Annotated in this window: 15 protein-coding genes; 8 read left to right on the plus strand and 7 right to left on the minus strand. The window is 64.7% G+C overall.

All coding sequences use genetic code 11. The features are described 5' to 3' along the window. Positions 1–118: 118 nt before the first annotated feature. Complete coding sequence (locus CEW87_RS08385) at positions 119–1,294, minus strand: ComEA family DNA-binding protein (protein WP_108972275.1); 1,176 nt, start codon at positions 1,292–1,294, stop codon at positions 119–121. Between the two features lie 261 nt (positions 1,295–1,555). On the opposite strand from CEW87_RS08385, the gene CEW87_RS08390 reads away from it, so the two are divergent. The 3 genes from CEW87_RS08390 to CEW87_RS08400 all read left to right on the plus strand — a co-directional run bounded on the left by CEW87_RS08390 (position 1,556) and on the right by CEW87_RS08400 (position 4,443). Continuing rightward, on the plus strand, positions 1,556–2,590 hold the full coding sequence (locus tag CEW87_RS08390) for a DctP family TRAP transporter solute-binding subunit (protein ID WP_108972276.1): 1,035 nt from the start codon (positions 1,556–1,558) through the stop codon (positions 2,588–2,590). Between the two features lie 75 nt (positions 2,591–2,665). Beyond that, on the plus strand, positions 2,666–3,163 hold the full coding sequence (locus tag CEW87_RS08395; protein ID WP_108972277.1) for a TRAP transporter small permease: 498 nt from the start codon (positions 2,666–2,668) through the stop codon (positions 3,161–3,163). Further along, a complete protein-coding gene (locus CEW87_RS08400; protein WP_108972278.1) occupies positions 3,160–4,443 on the plus strand; it encodes a TRAP transporter large permease in 1,284 nt (427 codons plus the stop codon). Before CEW87_RS08395 ends, CEW87_RS08400 begins: the two co-directional genes overlap by 4 nt. Before the next feature lie 69 nt (positions 4,444–4,512). On the opposite strand, the gene ubiT is transcribed toward CEW87_RS08400, so the two are convergent. The 6 genes from ubiT to ubiB form a co-directional block, all read right to left on the minus strand. Beyond that, entirely contained in the window at positions 4,513–5,028 is a 516-nt protein-coding gene (ubiT, locus tag CEW87_RS08405; protein WP_108972279.1) for a ubiquinone anaerobic biosynthesis accessory factor UbiT, read from the minus strand. A gap of 13 nt (positions 5,029–5,041) precedes the next feature. Next, positions 5,042–5,938 (minus strand): U32 family peptidase, encoded by an 897-nt coding sequence (locus CEW87_RS08410; protein ID WP_108972280.1) that lies wholly within the window; start codon positions 5,936–5,938, stop codon positions 5,042–5,044. 5 nt (positions 5,939–5,943) lie between these two features. Continuing rightward, positions 5,944–6,957: a ubiquinone anaerobic biosynthesis protein UbiU gene (gene ubiU, locus CEW87_RS08415; protein WP_108972281.1), complete on the minus strand. Its 1,014-nt coding sequence runs from the start codon at positions 6,955–6,957 to the stop codon at positions 5,944–5,946. A gap of 90 nt (positions 6,958–7,047) precedes the next feature. Continuing rightward, the gene (locus tag CEW87_RS08420) at positions 7,048–8,508 is read right to left on the minus strand and encodes a sodium:solute symporter family protein (protein ID WP_108972282.1); all 1,461 of its coding nucleotides are present in this window, start codon (positions 8,506–8,508) and stop codon (positions 7,048–7,050) included. Between the two features lie 186 nt (positions 8,509–8,694). Next, positions 8,695–10,821 carry an ornithine--oxo-acid transaminase gene (gene rocD / locus CEW87_RS22930; RefSeq protein ID WP_108972283.1) on the minus strand — a complete coding sequence of 709 codons (2,127 nt, stop codon included), beginning with the start codon at positions 10,819–10,821 and terminating at the stop codon, positions 8,695–8,697. Between the two features lie 114 nt (positions 10,822–10,935). Continuing rightward, the gene (gene ubiB, locus CEW87_RS08430) at positions 10,936–12,468 is read right to left on the minus strand and encodes a ubiquinone biosynthesis regulatory protein kinase UbiB (protein WP_108977040.1); all 1,533 of its coding nucleotides are present in this window, start codon (positions 12,466–12,468) and stop codon (positions 10,936–10,938) included. Between the two features lie 149 nt (positions 12,469–12,617). Here ubiB and argS point away from each other — a divergent pair, with 149 nt between their 5' ends. The 5 genes from argS (at position 12,618) to CEW87_RS08455 (ending at position 16,998) form a co-directional block, all read left to right on the plus strand. Further along, a complete protein-coding gene (gene argS, locus CEW87_RS08435) occupies positions 12,618–14,381 on the plus strand; it encodes an arginine--tRNA ligase (protein WP_108972284.1) in 1,764 nt (587 codons plus the stop codon). A gap of 13 nt (positions 14,382–14,394) precedes the next feature. Then, a complete protein-coding gene (locus CEW87_RS08440; RefSeq protein ID WP_108972285.1) occupies positions 14,395–14,973 on the plus strand; it encodes an SPOR domain-containing protein in 579 nt (192 codons plus the stop codon). A 73-nt stretch (positions 14,974–15,046) separates the two neighbouring features. Beyond that, complete coding sequence (locus CEW87_RS08445; RefSeq protein WP_108972286.1) at positions 15,047–15,694, plus strand: thiol:disulfide interchange protein DsbA/DsbL; 648 nt, start codon at positions 15,047–15,049, stop codon at positions 15,692–15,694. A gap of 33 nt (positions 15,695–15,727) precedes the next feature. Further along, positions 15,728–16,510 carry an SDR family oxidoreductase gene (locus CEW87_RS08450; protein ID WP_234421703.1) on the plus strand — a complete coding sequence of 261 codons (783 nt, stop codon included), beginning with the start codon at positions 15,728–15,730 and terminating at the stop codon, positions 16,508–16,510. A gap of 71 nt (positions 16,511–16,581) precedes the next feature. After that, entirely contained in the window at positions 16,582–16,998 is a 417-nt protein-coding gene (locus tag CEW87_RS08455; RefSeq protein ID WP_108972287.1) for a PilZ domain-containing protein, read from the plus strand. Positions 16,999–17,040 lie beyond the last annotated feature (42 nt).

Genomic DNA, 17,040 nt, shown 5'->3' on the forward strand with positions numbered 1-17,040 from the left:
GTTGGAGGCCGTGTCAACGCAGCTTTCGTGCCCGCACGGTCTTCGCAGCAGCGTGCCCGGCCATTTGCGACGCCGGGCGATGGTGCGTGGTGGGCACATTGCGTGCCCACCGCTTGCATCAGAGCTTGAGCAGGTGCTTGAGCTTGTCGAGGGACTTGGTGCCGATGCCCTTGACCGTGATCAGCTCGTCGAGCGTCTTCCAGGGGCGGCCGGCGACGATGCCTTCTGCGGTAGCGCCGTTGATGCCGCGCACGGCGCTCAGGTCGCTGACGCTCGCCGTATTCACCGAAACACGGCCGTGCTTGTGGGCGGGGGCTGACTGCTTGGCGCTGCGCTTGGCTGCACTGACCGGTTCGGCGGCGGGCGACGCTGCCGCTGCTGCGGGCTTACTCGTCTTGGTCGCCACTTTCTCAACGGCCTTCTCAGCGGTCTTGGCGACGGCTTTTGCGACCGGCTTCTGAGCGACCTTCACAGTGGTCTTTGCAGCGGGCTTTTTTGTCGGGGCGGCGACCGGGGCTGGCGCAGCTTCGGGCGCAGGCTCCGCTACCGGGGACTCCTGCAGCACGGGCACGGGGCCATCTACGGTGAGTTCGAAGTTGCGGTAGTCGCGGGTCAGGTAGGTGTTGCCGACCCACTCGCGCAGCATCAGGACCAGATGCCAGTTGCCCGCAGGCAGCTCGCATGCGGGAAGCCGGGCAGAGACATTGTTCCATTGCGACTGGCCGGCCAGGGCGCCGACAAACTCGCTGCCGATCAGGATGCCGCTGAATGCGCCGCCTTGATAGGCAGCGGGCAAGGCCCAGAGTTCGAGCACCAGCGAGCCGCTCATGTTGTCGGCGGCGCGCGGGTTGCGGATGCACTCGGCGCTGATCTCGGTGCAGTCGGTGTCGAGCCGGTAGGCAACCGAGCCCTCGATCAGCGGCAGCACGAAACGCTCGCTGCGCGGGTAGGTCACGGCGTCATAGCGCTGCAGGCCGGTGCCGTCGTCGCCGGCCAGGACCAGGGTCAGCATGTGCTCGTTCGTGCCGGCAGGCAGATTGGCGCTCACGGTGGCGCCGACGCGGGCGATGCCGAAGCTGTCGGGATAGAGCGCACCAAAGGAGGCTTCGGCAACCAGGACGTCGCCTGCCCACAGCTGCAGGGACCAGTTCAGGTAGCTGGTGGCAAGCGGGTCGACCGCATGAATCTCGGCTTCGAGCGTGACTTCGTCTGCATTGAAGACGTAGCCGTGGGCGCTTCCGATCAGTGCGGTGGTGGGCGGAATGTACTGGTTGCTGGGATCTGAATACGGCATCGGACTGAAATTCTCTGAAAAAAATCAGGGCGGATTCTGAGGCCGTCGTACCGTGCGGCACAAGTTCATATTAATCAATAATTTAAATGCACCAAATCGGGGCGCTTTGGTGTCGTGACATGCTGCTGTGGAGGGGCTTGATGATGAATTCATTTGCCGGTTCGCTTTTGTCATTTGCCCCGTTGTTTGTAGAATCCGCGGTCCATGGCCATTTCCGTCGGTTGGGCCCTGAACTTACAAAGCAGATTCTGGAGATCTTCAATGCAGAAACGCCGTTTCGCCACTTTGATTGCCGGTCTGATGGCATCTGCCGTGCTGGGTATTTCGGTACCCGCTGCGGCTGCGACGCCCTACAAGGACGAATACAAACTGTCGACCGTGCTCGGCGAGGCTTTCCCCTGGGGTTGGGGGGCGAAGCGCTGGGCCGATCTGGTTGAGGAAAAGACCGAGGGGCGGATCAAGATCAAGGTCTATCCCGGCACTTCGCTGGTGTCGGGCGACCAGACCAAGGAATTCACCGCGCTGCGTCAGGGCATCATCGATATCGCAGTCGGCTCCACCATCAACTGGTCGCCGCAGGTCAAGGAACTGAACCTGTTTGCGCTGCCCTTCCTCATGCCCGACCACAAGGCGATCGACGCCCTGACGCAGGGTCGTGTCGGCAAGAAGGTGTTCGAGCTGCTCGCCATGCGTGATGTGGTGCCGCTGGCCTGGGGCGAGAATGGCTTTCGCGAGGTATCCAACTCCAAGCATCCGATCCGCACGCCGGAAGATGTGAAGGGCATGAAGATGCGGGTGGTCGGCTCGCCGCTCTTCCTGGCCACCTTCAACGCACTGGGCGCCAACCCGACGCAGATGAGCTGGGCCGATGCGCAACCGGCGATGGCGACCGGCGCGGTCGACGGTCAGGAGAATCCGCTTGCCGTCTTCAATGCCGCCAAGCTGCATACCGTCAGCCAGAAGCACCTGACGCTGTGGGGCTATGTCGCAGATCCCCTGATTTTCGTGGTGAACAAGAACGTGTGGAACAGCTGGTCGGCGACGGACCAGGGTCTGGTGCGCGAAGCTGCGCTGCAGGCGGCGAAGGAAGAGGTCGCCCGCGCCCGCGCCGGCATTTCGGCCGGCGACGACGCGCTGCTCAAGGAGATCGAAGCCAACGGCGTGTCGGTCGTGCGTCTGAGCGACGCCGAGCGAGAGGCCTTCCGCAAGGCGACTGCAGGTGTGTACAAGGAGTGGTCAGGCAAGATCGGCGCCGAGCTGGTGAAGCAGGCCGAGGAAGACATCGCCAAGCGCTGATTTAACTGCGGTTTCGATGCTTTTCCGGGCAGTGCCTTCACCGGCCTGCCCGTTTTCATGTTTACGGATGCTGTAATGACAACAGAATCAAGCCCGTCCGATGATCTGGAAGCCGGTGCAACGGCGGGGAGGCTGAGTATCGAACAGACCCTCACCGGCGTCGTCATGGGCTTGATCGTCCTGATTTCCCTGGGCAACGTGATTGCCCGCTACCTGACGTCGCAGTCCTTTGCGGCCACAGAAGAATTCTCGATCGCGCTGCTGATCGTGCTGGCCTTCCTCGGTTCATCGACCGCGTTCGCATGTGATCGTCACATCCGGGTCAATTTCATGGTTCAACGCTTGCCCCGTGCCGGACGGCACGCGGCAGAGTGGCTGTCCTTCGTCGTCACCGCCGCGCTGTTCGGCTTCATCGCGTTCTACGGGGGCTGGCTGGCGTTCGACCAGTACCGTTTCGAGGAGACCTCGCCGGCGCTCGGTGTGCCGCAGTGGTGGTACACGGTGTGGATGCCGGTGCTCGCGGTGGTCATCGTGCTGCGTTTGATTCACGGGCGCCTGCGGAGGCGGACATGATCGGCGCCACGCTCGTCGGCCTGTTCCTGCTCGCGCTGGTCGCGGGCCTGCCGCTCGCAGTCGGGCTCGGGGTGGCCAGTATCGCGGTGCTGGCGATGGCCGGTTTCGACCAGCTCGCCGTGCCGACCAACATCTATGCGGGCATTGCGAAGTATCCGCTGCTGGCGATCCCGATGTTCATCCTCGCGGGCATGATCTTCGAGCGCTCGGGCGTGGCCTTGCGCCTGGTCCGCTTCGTGACCGCGATGGTCGGCGAATGGACCGGATCGCTCGCCGTTGTGGCGGTGCTGGTGTCCATGCTGCTGGGCGGCATTTCCGGCTCGGGGCCGGCCGATGCTGCAGCGGTGGCGGCGGTCATGCTGCCGTCGATGATCAAGCGCGGTTACTCGAAAGGTTTTTCAGCTGGCTTGATTGCGGCGGCGGGTTCGACCGCCATCGTCATTCCGCCGTCGGTCGCCTTCATCGTCTATAGCGTTCTGGTGCCGGCGGCGACCGTGCCCGCGCTGTTCGCAGCAGGCCTGTTTCCCGGTCTGGTTGCGGCGCTGTGCCTGCTGATACCGGCTGTGGTGATCAGCCGCAAGCATGGGTTCGGACGCGACTACAAGGCCGAACGGCCTCCGTTCTTGAAGAGCCTCATCGATGCGGTGTGGGGCTTGCTGGCGCCGGTGATCATTCTTGGCGGTCTGCGCGCCGGCATCTTCACGCCCACCGAGGCGGCGGTGGTGGCCGTGGCCTACGGCGTGTTCGTCGGCATGGTGATCTATCGCAGCATCGGCGTGAAAGACCTGTTCCGACTGCTCATTGAAGCCGGCGAGCTGTCTGCCGTCGTGCTGATGATCATCGGGGTGGCGTCTGTTTTCGCGTGGGCGGGCAATACGCTGGGCATTTTTGATGCCGCGGCGAAGGCGCTGGTCGAGATGCACCCGAGTGAGTGGGTGATGCTGCTGTCGGTGAACCTGTTGCTGCTGGTCGCCGGCATGTTCCTCGACGCGGTGTCGATCTTCCTGATCCTGCTGCCGCTGCTGGTGCCGATCGCGCAGGCGATGGGCTGGGATCTGGTGTGGTTCGGCGTGATGATGACCATCAATCTGGCCATCGGCCAGTTCACGCCGCCCATGGCGATCTCGCTGATGATCACCTCGCGCATTGCCGGCATCGGCATGGAGGAGACCTTCCGCTGGGTGATCTGGCTGGTGCTGGCGATGGCGATGGGGCTGGCTGCGATGATCGTCTTTCCGCAGCTTGCGCTGTGGTTGCCGGGACGGCTGGGTTATCTGTAACGGATGTGGTCCGGGGGCGCAATGCCCCCGGACGTGGGCTTCAGCAGTGTGGGTGTGGCTTTGCCGGGCTCAGCCGCGGCGACCCAGCAGTGCGTCCCAGTCAACCGCATCGAGCGTGTTCTTGACCAGCAGACCGAGGTCGGTATCGCCTTCCATGATCAGGCGGCGGCTGAAGAACAGGGTGTCGGCATCCTCCTCACGCAGCGCCAGGGCGAGGTAGTCGCGGGCGGTCGCCGACAGAATGAGATCCGGCTTCAGGACGTCTTTGGCGCGATGAAATCCGCGTTCGCTGAAACTGAAGTCCAGGGTCAGGCCGGCATCGCTGACGCGCATGCGCAGATTGCGTCCGATCAGGGGTTCGAGCTGATCCCGCGGCAGAACGCGGTCGAGCGCGAGGTTGAGCGCGCTCACGAGTGCCTGTGCCGGCGGCTGCTGCGGCAGGCGGGCGACGACACGGGCGAGTGTTGCCGGCAGGGTGAAGGCGGGTACCTTGAGACTGCTCAGACCCCGAACAACGCGCTGGCGCAGACTGCCCGGCAGCAGATGGGAGAGGCGGGGGACGGGAAGCGGATGGGTGTGGGGCATGCTCTTGATTCCTTCAGGCGCTGACCAGTTGATCGACACCGGGTTTGCCATGCCAGAAGCCGTTGCAGGGGGCGTCGGGCATCAGGGGCAGGCTGGCATCGAAAGCCGCGCTGGGGGTTTGACGGGCGTCGAGGGCGGCGCGGAAGAGCTCGACAATCTCGCGGGTGTGGCTGCCCTGCGGGCTGATGCGCAGCACCTCGGCGCTGTTCGCCAGCGCGGGCAGGTCGGCGAGCAGGTTGTGCACCCGGGCCGACTGCGTCTGCACGCCGTTGAGGGTGAGGAAGGGCTCGCCTTCGCGGGTGCTCAGGCTCAGGCCGTCGCTGATGCCGAGGCAGCGGAACTCGCAGGTGTCCTTCTGCAGGTTGTAGTGGCGTGCGGTGAAGCAGCGGGCGGAATGCGCCAGCGGCAGCCGGCCGTAGGCGAAGACCTCTGCTTCGAGTGCGCCTGGCAGGGCGTTGCGGATTTCGTCGAGTTGCGTGCCGGACATTTCCGGCGGGACCACCCAGCGCGTCGCACCGGACTGCACCATCAGATCCAGGGTGTGCGGGTTGAAGATATTGAGCGTGGGGCCGGCGATCCAGTCGCGCCGACCGGCCTCGGCCAGCAGACGTACCGCACCCATGTCGTTGGCTTCGACGCGGAAGCGTGGCTGAGTACATAGCCGGCGCAGGGTCTTGAGGTCGGACTCGGACTCGATCAGCGACTGGGTGGAGAGCACCGCTTCCTTGCCGGCATCGGCGAGCATCGCGGCGACCTCGAGCCAGTCGTCGAGGCGCAGTTCGTGGCGGCGCGAGCACACGGTTTCGCCCAGATGCACGATGTCTGCCGCGCTGTCGGCGATGTCGGCATAGAAGTCGAGCACACTCTGGCGGGGCCAGTAGTACAGCAGGGGGCCAAGGGAGAGTTTCATCGGGCTTATTTCCACGGACGGTAGTAGGCGCCGAGGGTATGGCTCTGGCCCTCGGAAACCTTGTTGAGATCGGCCATCCAGGCCGGCAGCGCCTTGAAGTCGTCGGGTGCGCGCATCACCTGGTCGAGCGCCGCGCGCCACACCTTGGTGACCTGGGCGACATAGGCCGGACTGCGCTGGCGGCCCTCGATCTTGATGGCACGCACGCCGATGCGGGCGAGCTCGGGCAGCAGCTCCAGCGTGTTCAGGCTGGTCGGCTCTTCGATCGCGTAATAGGTTTCGTCATTGACCTCGAAACGGCCCTTGCACAGCGTCGGGTAGCCGGCGCGCTCGCCGTCGGCAAAGCGGTCGATGAGGATGCCATTGAGCCGGGTCTCCATGCCTTTCGGGGTCTGTTCCCAGCGCACGTGCTTGCCGGGTGAGCAGGCGCCGTTGCAGTTGGGCGACTCGCCGGTGGCGTAGGCTGACAGGGCGCAACGGCCCTCGACCATTACACACAGGCCGCCGAAACCGAATACCTCGATCTCGACCGTGGTGTTGGCAATGACCTGCTCCACCTGCGGCAGCGACAGCACACGTGGCAGCACGGCGCGCTGGATGCCGAAGCGTTCGTGATAGAAGTTGATCGCCTCGTAGCTGGTGGCCGAACCCTGCACCGACAGATGCAGGCGCAGCTGCGGATGGGTCTTTGCGGCGTAGGCCATGAGGCCGGGGTCGGCGAGGATGACCGCGTCGATGCCCATCTCGGCGGCGCGGTCCACGGCTGCCGTCCAGCTCGACCAGTTGCCGGCCTGCGGATAGGTGTTGAGCGCGAGCAGGACCTTGCCGCCGCGCTGGTGCGCATAGGCAATGCCGTCGCGCATCTGCTTGGGGTCGAAGTTGAGCCCGGTGAAGTTGCGCGCGTTGGTCGCGTCCTTGAAGCCGAGATAGACGCAGTTCGCGCCGTGGTCGATGGCGGTCTTGAGTGCCGGCAGGCTGCCGGCAGGGCAGACGAGTTCGATCTGCTGGGACGAATTCATTGGGGGCACCAGAGTGGCGGAGTCAAAGCTCCGCCACCTTAGTGGCCGACTGACCCGGGTGCTTTGACCCGGGTCAAACGCAGGCAGTGTTCAGCGCGAAGTGTGGTGGGTTGCGGCAGCAGCCCCGTGATGACCGGCGCGCGGACGGTGATGGGACGGTGCCCCCACCAGACCGCCGATCAGCATGCCGATCGCACTGGCTGCGAGGCCGAACAACTGGGGCTCGATGTCGCCTTCGGGGACGAAGAGTTCGAAGAAAATCCACGTGAACAGGCCGAGTGCAATGGCCAGGCCCGCGCCGAGGTTGTTGGCGCGCTTCCAGAACAGCCCCGCCGCGAGTGGCACGAAAGCGCCGGCCAGGGTAACGCGGTATGCGTTCTCGACCATCTGATGAATGCTCGACTCGGTGCTGGTTGCGTACAGCGTGACCAGCACGGTGAACACGACCACGGTGACCCGCGTGCTGAGCAGGAACTGGCGGTCGCTCATGCCGGGGAAGAAGCCCTTCAGCACGTTCTCGGAGAAGGTGACCGAGGGTGCCAGCAAGGTGCCGGAGGCGGTGCTCATGATCACCGACAGCAGGGCGCCAAAGAAGATGACCTGTGCGGCAAAAGGCATGTACTGAATGATCAGGGTCGGCAGGATGAGCTGTGAGTCCTCCTCGATCAGGCGCTCGACCATGGCGGGGTCGATGATCTGGGCGGTATAGGCGAGGAACAGCGGTACCGCGGCAAAGAAGAAATACGACACGCCGCCCAGCGTCGTTCCCCACACCGCGATGCGTTCGTTGCGCGACGAATTGACACGCTGGAACACGTCCTGCTGCGGGATCGAACCGAGCGCCATGGTCAGAAAGGCCGCAATCCAGCCGATCATGTCGGCTGAGTCCAGTGTGGGCAGGAAGTCGAGCTTGCCCTCGGCGGCCGCCTGGCCCACCACATTGGAAAAGCCGCCGGCCATGTCGCCTGCAAGCCAGGTGACGTAGATCAGGCCGAGCACGATCACGATCATCTGCACGAAGGTGGTCATCGCCACCGACCACATGCCGCCGAACAGAGTGTAGAGCAACACTACACCGGCACCGATCAGCATGCCTTCGTTGCTCGAAACCATGCCCTGAGAAAGCACGTTGAAGACCAGCCCCAGCGCGGTGACCTGGGCCGCAACCCAGCCAAGATAGGACAGCACGATGCAGATCGACAGGATGAGCTCGGTGCTGCGGTTGTAGCGCTGGCGGAAGAAGTCGCCCAGCGTCAGCAGGTTCATGAGGTACAGCGGGCGGGCGAAGATGAGGCCGAACAGCACCAGGCACACCGCCGCACCCAGCGGGTCCGAAATCAGGCCGCGAAAGCCTTCTTCGAGAAAGGTGGCGGAGATGCCGAGTACGGTTTCGGCGCCGAACCAGGTGGCAAACACCATGGCAAGCACGACGAACATCGGCAGGTTGCGACCGGCAGTGATGTAGTCACGGGTGTTGTGCACGCGTGTTGCTGCAATCAGGCCGATGGCAATGGACACAAGCAGGTAGGTGACGACGAGCCAGAGCAGCATGAACAGGTCTCTTCCGGAGCGTGGTGAGCGGGGGCGCCGGAGTGTAGCAACGAATGGCTGGCAGGTGGCGCCGAAATGCGTGCTAAGGGCCTGTATACGCTGTCAATGTCGGGATTTTCGGCAGTGCCGGGATGTGCAGCCACTGCGGGCTCCGCATCCCGGCACTGCATCCCGGCACTGCATGCATCAGCCGCCCAGTGCGGCCAAGGTGTCGATGACCGTGTCCGCACTGTCGTCGAGCGTTGCCTCGTCGATGATCAGCGGTGGCGCAAGGCGTATCACGTTGCCGGTCGTGTCGCGAGTTGCAATGCCGCGGGCAAGCAGCGTTTCGGCGACGCTTGCGGCGGATGCGATGTTCGGGTCGATGGCAATGCCGATCAGCAGGCCGCGGCCGCGGATTTCGCGAACGCTGGGTAGTTTTGCCGCTTCCAGGCGGCTTCGCAGGCGCTCGCCGAGTTGGTCTGCGCGCTTCCAGGGACTGCCCTCTGCGAGCAGTGCGAGCACTTCCAGCGCGACGGCTGCGCCGAGCGGGTTGCCGCCGAAGGTGGAGCCGTGGTCGCCGGGATGAAAGACGTCCATGACCTCCCGGTCGGCGAGGAAGGCCGATACCGGCAGCAGGCCGCCCCCCAGCGCCTTGCCGAGAATGAGGCCGTCCGGACGCACGCCGTCGTGGTCGCAGGCCAGCAGTCGGCCGGTGCGGCCGAGCCCGGTCTGCACCTCGTCGGCGATGAGCAGCACGCGGTGGCGACGGCAGATCTCGGCGCAGCGCGCCAGGTAGCCGGCGGGCGGCACGATGATGCCACCTTCGCCCTGGATCGGTTCGACCAGGAAGGCAGCGGTTTCGGGCGTGATTGCCGCTTCGAGCGCCGCCGAGTCGCCAAAGGGGATGCGGCGCAGCCCGGGCGGGAAGGGGCCGAAGCCGTCGCGGTACTGCTCGCTGGCAGAGAGTCCGACGATCGCGATCGAGCGGCCATGGAAGTTGCCGTCGCAGGCGATGATTTCCGCCTTGTCTGCTGCGACGCCTTTCACCGTATAGGCCCACTTGCGTGCAGCCTTGAGCGCGGTCTCGACGGCCTCAAGTCCGGTGTTGACCGGCAGTGCGCGTTCAAAGCCGAACAGCCCGCACATGCGTTCGAGCAGCAGCGGAAGGCGGTCGTTGGAAAACGCGCGTGAGGTCAGCGCGAGCCGTCGCGCCTGGTCTTCGAGCGCACGCAGCAGGCGCGGGTGACCATGGCCGAAACTCACCGCCGAGTAGGCACTCATCATGTCGAGGTAGCGGCGCCCTTCGACGTCCCACAGCCATACGCCTTCGCCGCGGTGAAACACGACCGGCAGCGGCGCGTAGTTGCTGGCGCCGAAGTGACGCTCCTTTTCGCGCAGCCAGTAGCTCCCCGGTCCCAGCGCAGCGCAGGCGATTTCGGCCACCCAGTCCCCGCTGCGACCGTCGGTGTCGAGGTCGGGCCGGTACTCGGTGATCTCCATCGCGATGAAGTCGCCGCAGGTCCTGAGCGTGAGCAGGACGTCGGCCAGCGCCTGGGGGTCGATGCCTTCGGGAGCCGGGCAGGTCACGGCAGGCACGGCCAGCGGGTCGAGGGCATCGACGTCGAGACTGAGGCCGAAGCCGGGCTGGCTGCCACTGCCGCGCACGATCGTCAGCGCATCGCAGAACACGGCGGGCAGGCCGCGTTCGCGGATTTCGTTCATGTCGAAGATGCGTACGCCGAGCTGAGTCAGACGTTCGTGTTCTTCCGCTTCCCAGGCGCGGGCGCCGATGACGCACACCCGTGCCGGATCGAGTCGTGGGCCGGGGATGCCGACCAGGCTGCGGTCACCCTCGCCCAGCAGGGCCGCCAGCGGCATGCCGTGGATATTGCCCGAATGGGTGGACTCGGCCGTGTGGCTGTCGAGGTGGGCATCGATCCAGATCAGGCCGGGCGCACCGTCGGCGCGCCGGCCGATACCGCGCCAGGTTCCTGCGGCAATGGCGTGATCGCCGCCGAGGATCAACGGGAACGCGTCCGGGTCGAGTACGGCCAGGCGGTCAGCCAGGCGTCGCGCGAATGCCGCGCAGGCTTCCAGTCGGGCTGCCATGTCCTCCGTGCCCTCCATGTGGGCCGGAGGCTGGGTGGGGCGCACGGCATCCGACCATTCGGCATGGATGCCAGCGTTCGAGAGGCGCTCGCTCAAACCATTGCTGCGCAGGTACTGCGCTGCCGCGGCCGAGCCGGGATGCGGCGCGCCGAGCGCGGATGCCGCGCTGATGATGGTGAGCCGGGTGTGGGGGCCGGCCGGCAGGTGGGTTGTATTCGTCATGAGGCACCTCCCATTCCGCCGATCGGCGGGTGCTTGTGTGACGTTACAACATTGGAGGGCGCCGGCGCAGAATCGTTCGCTGCGAACCTATCCGGATGGCGCCCGTCCCGGCGCTCAGCCGCCGAAAATCCGGTATGCCTCCAGCGCAACCAGGGCCGCGGCAAGCACGCCGATGGCCGACAACAGCCACCCTTGCCGGCGCTGCTGGCGGGCGAGTTGCTCCATGCGCGCCTGCTGTGCAGCCTGCTGCTTGCTGCCTTCGGTAAGCGTGTTGTGTATCAGTCGGGGTAGTTGCGGCAGGGTGCCGGCCCAGCTCGGTGCCTCGGTCTTGATTTCGCGGATCAGCGCACGCCAGCCCATCTGCTCGTTCATCCAGCGCTCGAGAAAAGGCTTTGCTGTCTTCCACAGGTCGAGCTCAGGGTCGAGCTGGCGCCCGAGGCCCTCGATGTTGAGCAGGGTTTTCTGCAGTAGCACCAGTTGCGGCTGCACCTCCATCTCGAAGCGGCGCGCGGTCTGAAACAGGCGCAACAGGGTCTTGCCGAAGGAGATGTCCTTCAGCGGCTTGTCGAAAATCGGCTCGCACACGGTGCGGATCGCGGCTTCGAATTCGTCCACCCGGGTCTTGGCCGGCACCCAGCCCGCCTCGATATGGGCCAGTGCGACGCGGTGGTAGTCGCGCTGGAAGAAGGCAAGGAAGTTGGTCGCGAGGTAGTTCTTGTCGACTTCGTTGAGCGTGCCCATGATGCCGAAATCGAGTGCAATGTAGCGCCCGTCGGAATGCACGAAGATATTGCCCGGATGCATGTCCGCATGAAAGAAGCCGTCGCGGAACACCTGGGTGAAGAAGATCTCCACCCCGGCCCGCGACAGTGCGGGCAGGTCTGTGCCCTGCGCCTTCAGCGCTTCGATCTGGGAGATCTGCACGCCATGCATGCGCTCCATCACCATCACGTTGCGGCCGCACCAGTCCCAGTGCACCTCGGGCACGATCATCAGGGACGAGTCCTTGAAGTTGCGCCGCAGCTGCGAGCAGTTGGCGGCTTCGCGCATGAGGTCGAGTTCGTCGTTCAGATACTTGGTGAACTCGGCAACGACTTCGCGCGGCTTGAGCCGCCGGCCCTCGGGCCAGACCTTCTCCAGCAGCATGGCCGCGACTTCGAGCAAGGCCAGATCGTGCGCGATCACATGCTCGATGCCCGGACGCAGAATCTTGACCGCCACTTCGGTGCCATCGGGCAGCTCGGCAAAGTGCACCTGCGCCACCGAGGCGGAGGCCACCGGCGTGCGGTTGAAGTTGCCGAACACGTCATCGACCGGCTTGCCGTACATGGTCTGCAGCAGCGCAAGTGCCTGCTCGGTGGGGAAGGGCGGCACCCTGTCCTGCAGCATTGCAAGCTCGTCAGCGAGGTCTGGCGGAAGCAGATCGCGCCGCGTGGAGAGCATCTGCCCGAACTTGACGAAGATGGGGCCGAGCGACTCGAGCGCCCGACGCAGGCGTACGCCACGAGGTTCGTCGTAGGTGCGCCAGAAGAACACGACGTTCCAAACGCGGGCCAGTCGACCGCTGGCGTCGGCGTCAAGAATCATTCGGTCCAGACCGAAACGCAGACTGACGGAAACGATCTTGGTGAGACGCAGGAGACGCACTTTGGACAACCGGTAGCAGGAGAACCGGGACTTTAGCGGGAAAGGGGGGGCGGTGGAAGGCAGAGAACGTAACCTGCGCTCACATGCCGGGCGGGAGAGGGATGGGTTGATCCGCTATAATCGACGGTTTCGATGTCCCTGAAAGTGTCATGAGCGCCGACCCCAAAGTTCTACTTGCCGATCTCCTGAAAGCCGCGCTGAAAAGCGTTGCGCCCGATCTGGCCGATACCCCGATCCTGCTGGAGCGCCCGAAGCAGGCGAGCCATGGGGATTTCGCCACCAACCTTGCGCTGCAGCTGGCCAAGCCGATGAAGCGCAACCCGCGCGAACTCGCGGCGAAACTGCTGGCCGAATTGCCGGCCTCGACGCTGGTGGCGAAGACCGAGGTGGCCGGTGCGGGCTTCATCAACTTCACGCTGAATACTGCCGCCAAGACGGCCGTGGTCAGCGAGGTGCTCGCCAAGGGCGCTGCATTCGGACGCGGCGAGAAGAAGAACGTGAAGGTTCAGGTGGAATTCGTTTCCGCCAACCCCACCGGCCCCCTGCATGTCGGCCACGGCCGTGGTGCGGCCTACGGCGCCTCGCTGTCGGACGTGCTGGACTTCGCCGGTTACGATGTCAGCCGCGAGTACTACGTCAATGATGCCGGCCGTCAGATGGACATCCTGGCCCTGTCGACCTGGTTGCGCTACCTCGCCTTCTTCGGGATCGAGGTCGCATTCCCGCCCAATGCCTACCAGGGCGATTACGTCGTGACCATGGGGCGTGAGATGCGCGACGCCCATCAGGACCGTTTCGCCAGGTTTACCGCAGCGCAGGTGACGGCCGGCACGCCCGGCCTGCCGCCCGTCGAACGCAAGGACGACGAAGCCAAGCAGCAGCGCGAACTGCACCTCGATGCCCTGATCGCCAATGCCAAGCGTCTGCTCGGCGAGGACTACCCCTGGGTGCATGGCTTTGCACTCAACGAGCAGCTGGGCGACGGTCGTGAGGACCTGCAGGAATTCGGCGTGCGCTTCGACAAGTGGTTCTCGGAGCAGAGCCTGTTCGATACCGGCCTGGTCGAGCGTGCGGTGACCCAGCTCGAGCAGCAGGGCCATATCTACGTCCAGAACGGTGCCAAGTGGTTCCGCTCCACAGCATTCGGCGACGAGAAGGACCGCGTGGTTCAGCGCGAGAACGGGCTTTACACCTATTTTGCGTCGGATATCGCCTATCACCTGAACAAGTATGAGCGTGGCTTCGACCGCATCATCGACATCTGGGGTGCAGACCACCACGGTTACATCCCGCGCGTGAAGGGCGCCATCGCTGCGCTTGGCCTGCCGACGGAAAAGCTCAACGTGGCGCTGGTGCAGTTCGCGGTGCTGTACCGCGACGGGCAGAAGACTTCGATGTCGACCCGCTCCGGCGAGTTCGTCACCCTGCGCGAGCTGCGCAAGGAAGTCGGCAACGACGCATGCCGTTTCTTCTACGTGCTGCGCAAGTCCGACCAGCACCTCGACTTCGATCTCGATCTGGCCAAGAGTCAGAGCAACGAGAACCCGGTGTACTACGTGCAGTACGCACATGCGCGGGTGTGCTCGGTGCTCAATCAGTGGGGCGGAGAGCGTGACGAACTGGCACAGGCCGATCTTGGCCAGCTGCAGAACGAGCGTGAGCTCGCGCTGTGTGCCAGCCTGTCGACCTTTCCCGAGCTGGTGCAGTCGGCAGCGGCTGACTACGCGCCGCACCAGATTGCCTTCTACCTGAAGGACCTCGCGGCAGACTTCCACAGCTGGTACAACGCCGAGCGCATGCTGGTCGATGACGAGGCCGTCAAGCTCGCCCGTCTGGCGCTTGCCGAGGCGGTGCGTCAGGTGCTGGTGAGCGGCCTGGCCGTGCTCGGTGTGTCCGCACCTGAATCGATGTAATCCGGAGATTGTTTTGACTCAGCCTCGTAAAGCCCCCCGCAAGTCGGGTCGTGCTCCCGCTCGCAGCGGTGGCGGGACCCTGATCGGCATTTTCATCGGCCTGATGCTGGGCGCGCTGATTGCTGCGGGTGCGGCATGGTTCTTCACCCGCGCCAACCCGTTCCAGTCGGCGCCGGTCGCGCCACGCGTGCCAGCGGTCAATCAGCCGCCTGCCGCGCTGCCCGGAAAGCCCGGCGACCGCCCGGTCGTGAAGCAGGACTTCGAGTTCTACAAGATCCTGCCGCAGGGCGACAACGTGCCTGCGGCACAGGCTCCGGCTGAAACGCCGAGGGCACCGGTCGAAGAGCGCGCGGTGGAAAAGCTCTATCTTCAGCTCGGTGCGTTCGAGAATGCGGCCGAGGCGGACAACCTGAAGGCAAGGTTGGCGCTGGCCGGCGTCGAGGCGAGTTCGCAGCGTGGCCAGTTGCCCGATGGACGCACTGTGCACCGGGTGCGGATCGGTCCCTTCGCCGGCCCGGATGAGCTGAATCCGGTTCGCAGCCGTCTCGCCTCGTCTGGCTTCAACACCACTGTGACCCGCGCCGGTCAGTGATTTTTAGCGCTGACGCGGAACGAAGCGCGCTCTGCATGCGTCAGACCGGCGTCAACCAATACGGGAGTAAAGAATGAATCGTCGTCATGCCCTGCAGCAACTTGGCGCGTTTGCGCTTTTGGCCAGTCCAGCAGCTGCGGTGCTTGCCCAAAGTGGTTCCGGTCAGGGGTACCAGGTGCTGGAGCCGGCCGTCCCGACGGCGACCAAGGGCAAGATCGAGGTAATCGAGTTTTTCCACTACGGTTGCCCGCACTGCCGTGACTTCGATCCGCTGCTTGAGCAGTGGAAGAAGCGCTTGCCGGCCGATATCAGCTTCGTGCGCGTGCCGGCCATCTGGGGCAACCCGCAGCTGCAGGCACTGGCCCGGCTTTACTACACCTTCGAGGTGACGGGTCAGGTCGACGCCCTGCACGAGCCGGTTTTCGGTGCGGTTCAGGACGACAGGGAACCGCTGAATACCGAAGACGGCGTGCGCGCGTGGGTGGGCAAGCGCGGCATCGATACCGCGAAGTTCATGGAGGCCTACAAGTCCTTCGGCGTGGAGTCGCTCGTCAAGCGTGCGGACCAGATCGCTCGCGCGTACAAGGTTCAGGGCGTGCCGACGATGGCGGTGGATGGTCGTTTCATCACTTCGGCCTCTCTCACCGGCAGCCACGAAGGTACGCTGAAGCAGGTCGATAGCCTGCTGGCACGCGTGCGCAGCGAAGCGCGCAAGACCTGATGGTGTGTCTGTGCCTGCATAACGGCTGCAGCAGTGACTGAGCCGGGGCTGCCGCTGCGCGTCCTCATTACGGGGGCGTCCAGCGGCCTGGGCGAAGCGCTTGCCCGGCACTATGCAGGCATGGGCGCAACGCTGGGACTGATTGCACGCCGTGCCGAGCCGATGCACGCGCTGGTGGCGTCGCTCCCCGGCACGCACCAGGTACTGGTCGCCGATGTTGGTGATCCGCTGGCACTGCGTGGCGCTGCCAACCAGTTTGTCGAAGCCTTCGGTGTGCCCGACATCGTCATTGCCAACGCCGGCGTGTCGGTCGGGACGCTCACCGAATATGCAGAGGACGTCGATGCGTTCGAGCGCGTGCTGCGCACGAATCTGCTCGGCATGGTGTCGACCTTCCAGCCCTTCGTCGAGGCCATGCGTCTTCGCGGTAGCGGGCGACTGGTCGGGATTGCCTCGGTGGCAGGCATTCGCGGCTTGCCCGGTGCGGGGGCCTACAGCGCATCGAAGGCGGGTGCGCTTGCCTACCTGGAAAGCTTGCGTGTCGAGCTCCACGACAGCGGTGTGAAGGTGGTCACCGTGGCGCCCGGTTACATCCGCACGCCGATGACCGCGATCAACCCCTATCCCATGCCCTTCATTCTCGACGCCGATGTGGCCGCGCAGCGGATTGCGCGCGTTATCGAGCGTGGTGATCGCTTTGCCGTGACGCCCTGGCAGATGGGCTGGGTGGCAAAGCTTTTGCGCATTCTGCCCCGCAGCGTGTTCGACCGTGTGTTTGCCCGGGCCGGACGCAAACCGCGCGGGCTTCCTCTCTGAGGTATTCCTCACGCCCTTGCGCGGCGAGGCTGCGCTAACATAGGCGAAAAATCACGTCATGGAGCGAATTGATGAATGCAGCGGTGGGCGATGACGCGGCTGAGCGTCGTGCGCGTCAGAGATTCGTCGCAACGCGTCGCGGTGATATCTGTTTCTGGGCAATGGTCAACGGTGAGCGCCGTCCACTCAACGACCTGTCGCTGGAGGGGTTTTCGCTGCCCGTCTCGCACGACCTCGATCCCGGCGCCGAATTTCGCTTCGTGCTTCAGCGTGAAGGCGTGCCGGATCGTATCGAAGGTCATGCAAAGGTGGTCAATCAGGTGGGCGAAGGTCATACGCGCAAGGCTGGCTGCCGGTTCGTCGAACTGGACGAAGAGGGCGTCGCACGTTTGAAGGACTGGCTGATTGCGCATGTCCTCGCGAGTGCCACCGTGCGCATCAATGAGCGGGAGGCCGCTGCCATCGTGAGTGGCCCGTCCCTGATCTGACCCGCTTGGTGTGCCACAGCACACAAAAAAAGGGCGCTCCGA

It is taken from the genome of Parazoarcus communis (genome assembly GCF_003111665.1).
In the GTDB taxonomy this organism is placed as follows: Bacteria; Pseudomonadota; Gammaproteobacteria; order Burkholderiales; family Rhodocyclaceae; genus Parazoarcus; species Parazoarcus communis_B.

Bases quoted from the DNA above. Each gene is read 5' to 3' on its own strand.
- CEW87_RS08385 (WP_108972275.1), bottom strand. From the start codon at position 1,294: ATGCCGTATTCAGATCCCAGCAACCAGTACATTCCGCCCACCACCGCA.
- CEW87_RS08390 (WP_108972276.1), top strand. From the start codon at position 1,556: ATGCAGAAACGCCGTTTCGCCACTTTGATTGCCGGTCTGATGGCATCT.
- CEW87_RS08395 (WP_108972277.1), top strand. From the start codon at position 2,666: ATGACAACAGAATCAAGCCCGTCCGATGATCTGGAAGCCGGTGCAACG.
- CEW87_RS08400 (WP_108972278.1), top strand. From the start codon at position 3,160: ATGATCGGCGCCACGCTCGTCGGCCTGTTCCTGCTCGCGCTGGTCGCG.
- ubiT (WP_108972279.1), bottom strand. From the start codon at position 5,028: ATGCCCCACACCCATCCGCTTCCCGTCCCCCGCCTCTCCCATCTGCTG.
- CEW87_RS08410 (WP_108972280.1), bottom strand. From the start codon at position 5,938: ATGAAACTCTCCCTTGGCCCCCTGCTGTACTACTGGCCCCGCCAGAGT.
- ubiU (WP_108972281.1), bottom strand. From the start codon at position 6,957: ATGAATTCGTCCCAGCAGATCGAACTCGTCTGCCCTGCCGGCAGCCTG.
- CEW87_RS08420 (WP_108972282.1), bottom strand. From the start codon at position 8,508: ATGCTGCTCTGGCTCGTCGTCACCTACCTGCTTGTGTCCATTGCCATC.
- rocD (WP_108972283.1), bottom strand. From the start codon at position 10,821: ATGACGAATACAACCCACCTGCCGGCCGGCCCCCACACCCGGCTCACC.
- argS (WP_108972284.1), top strand. From the start codon at position 12,618: ATGAGCGCCGACCCCAAAGTTCTACTTGCCGATCTCCTGAAAGCCGCG.
- CEW87_RS08445 (WP_108972286.1), top strand. From the start codon at position 15,047: ATGAATCGTCGTCATGCCCTGCAGCAACTTGGCGCGTTTGCGCTTTTG.
- CEW87_RS08455 (WP_108972287.1), top strand. From the start codon at position 16,582: ATGAATGCAGCGGTGGGCGATGACGCGGCTGAGCGTCGTGCGCGTCAG.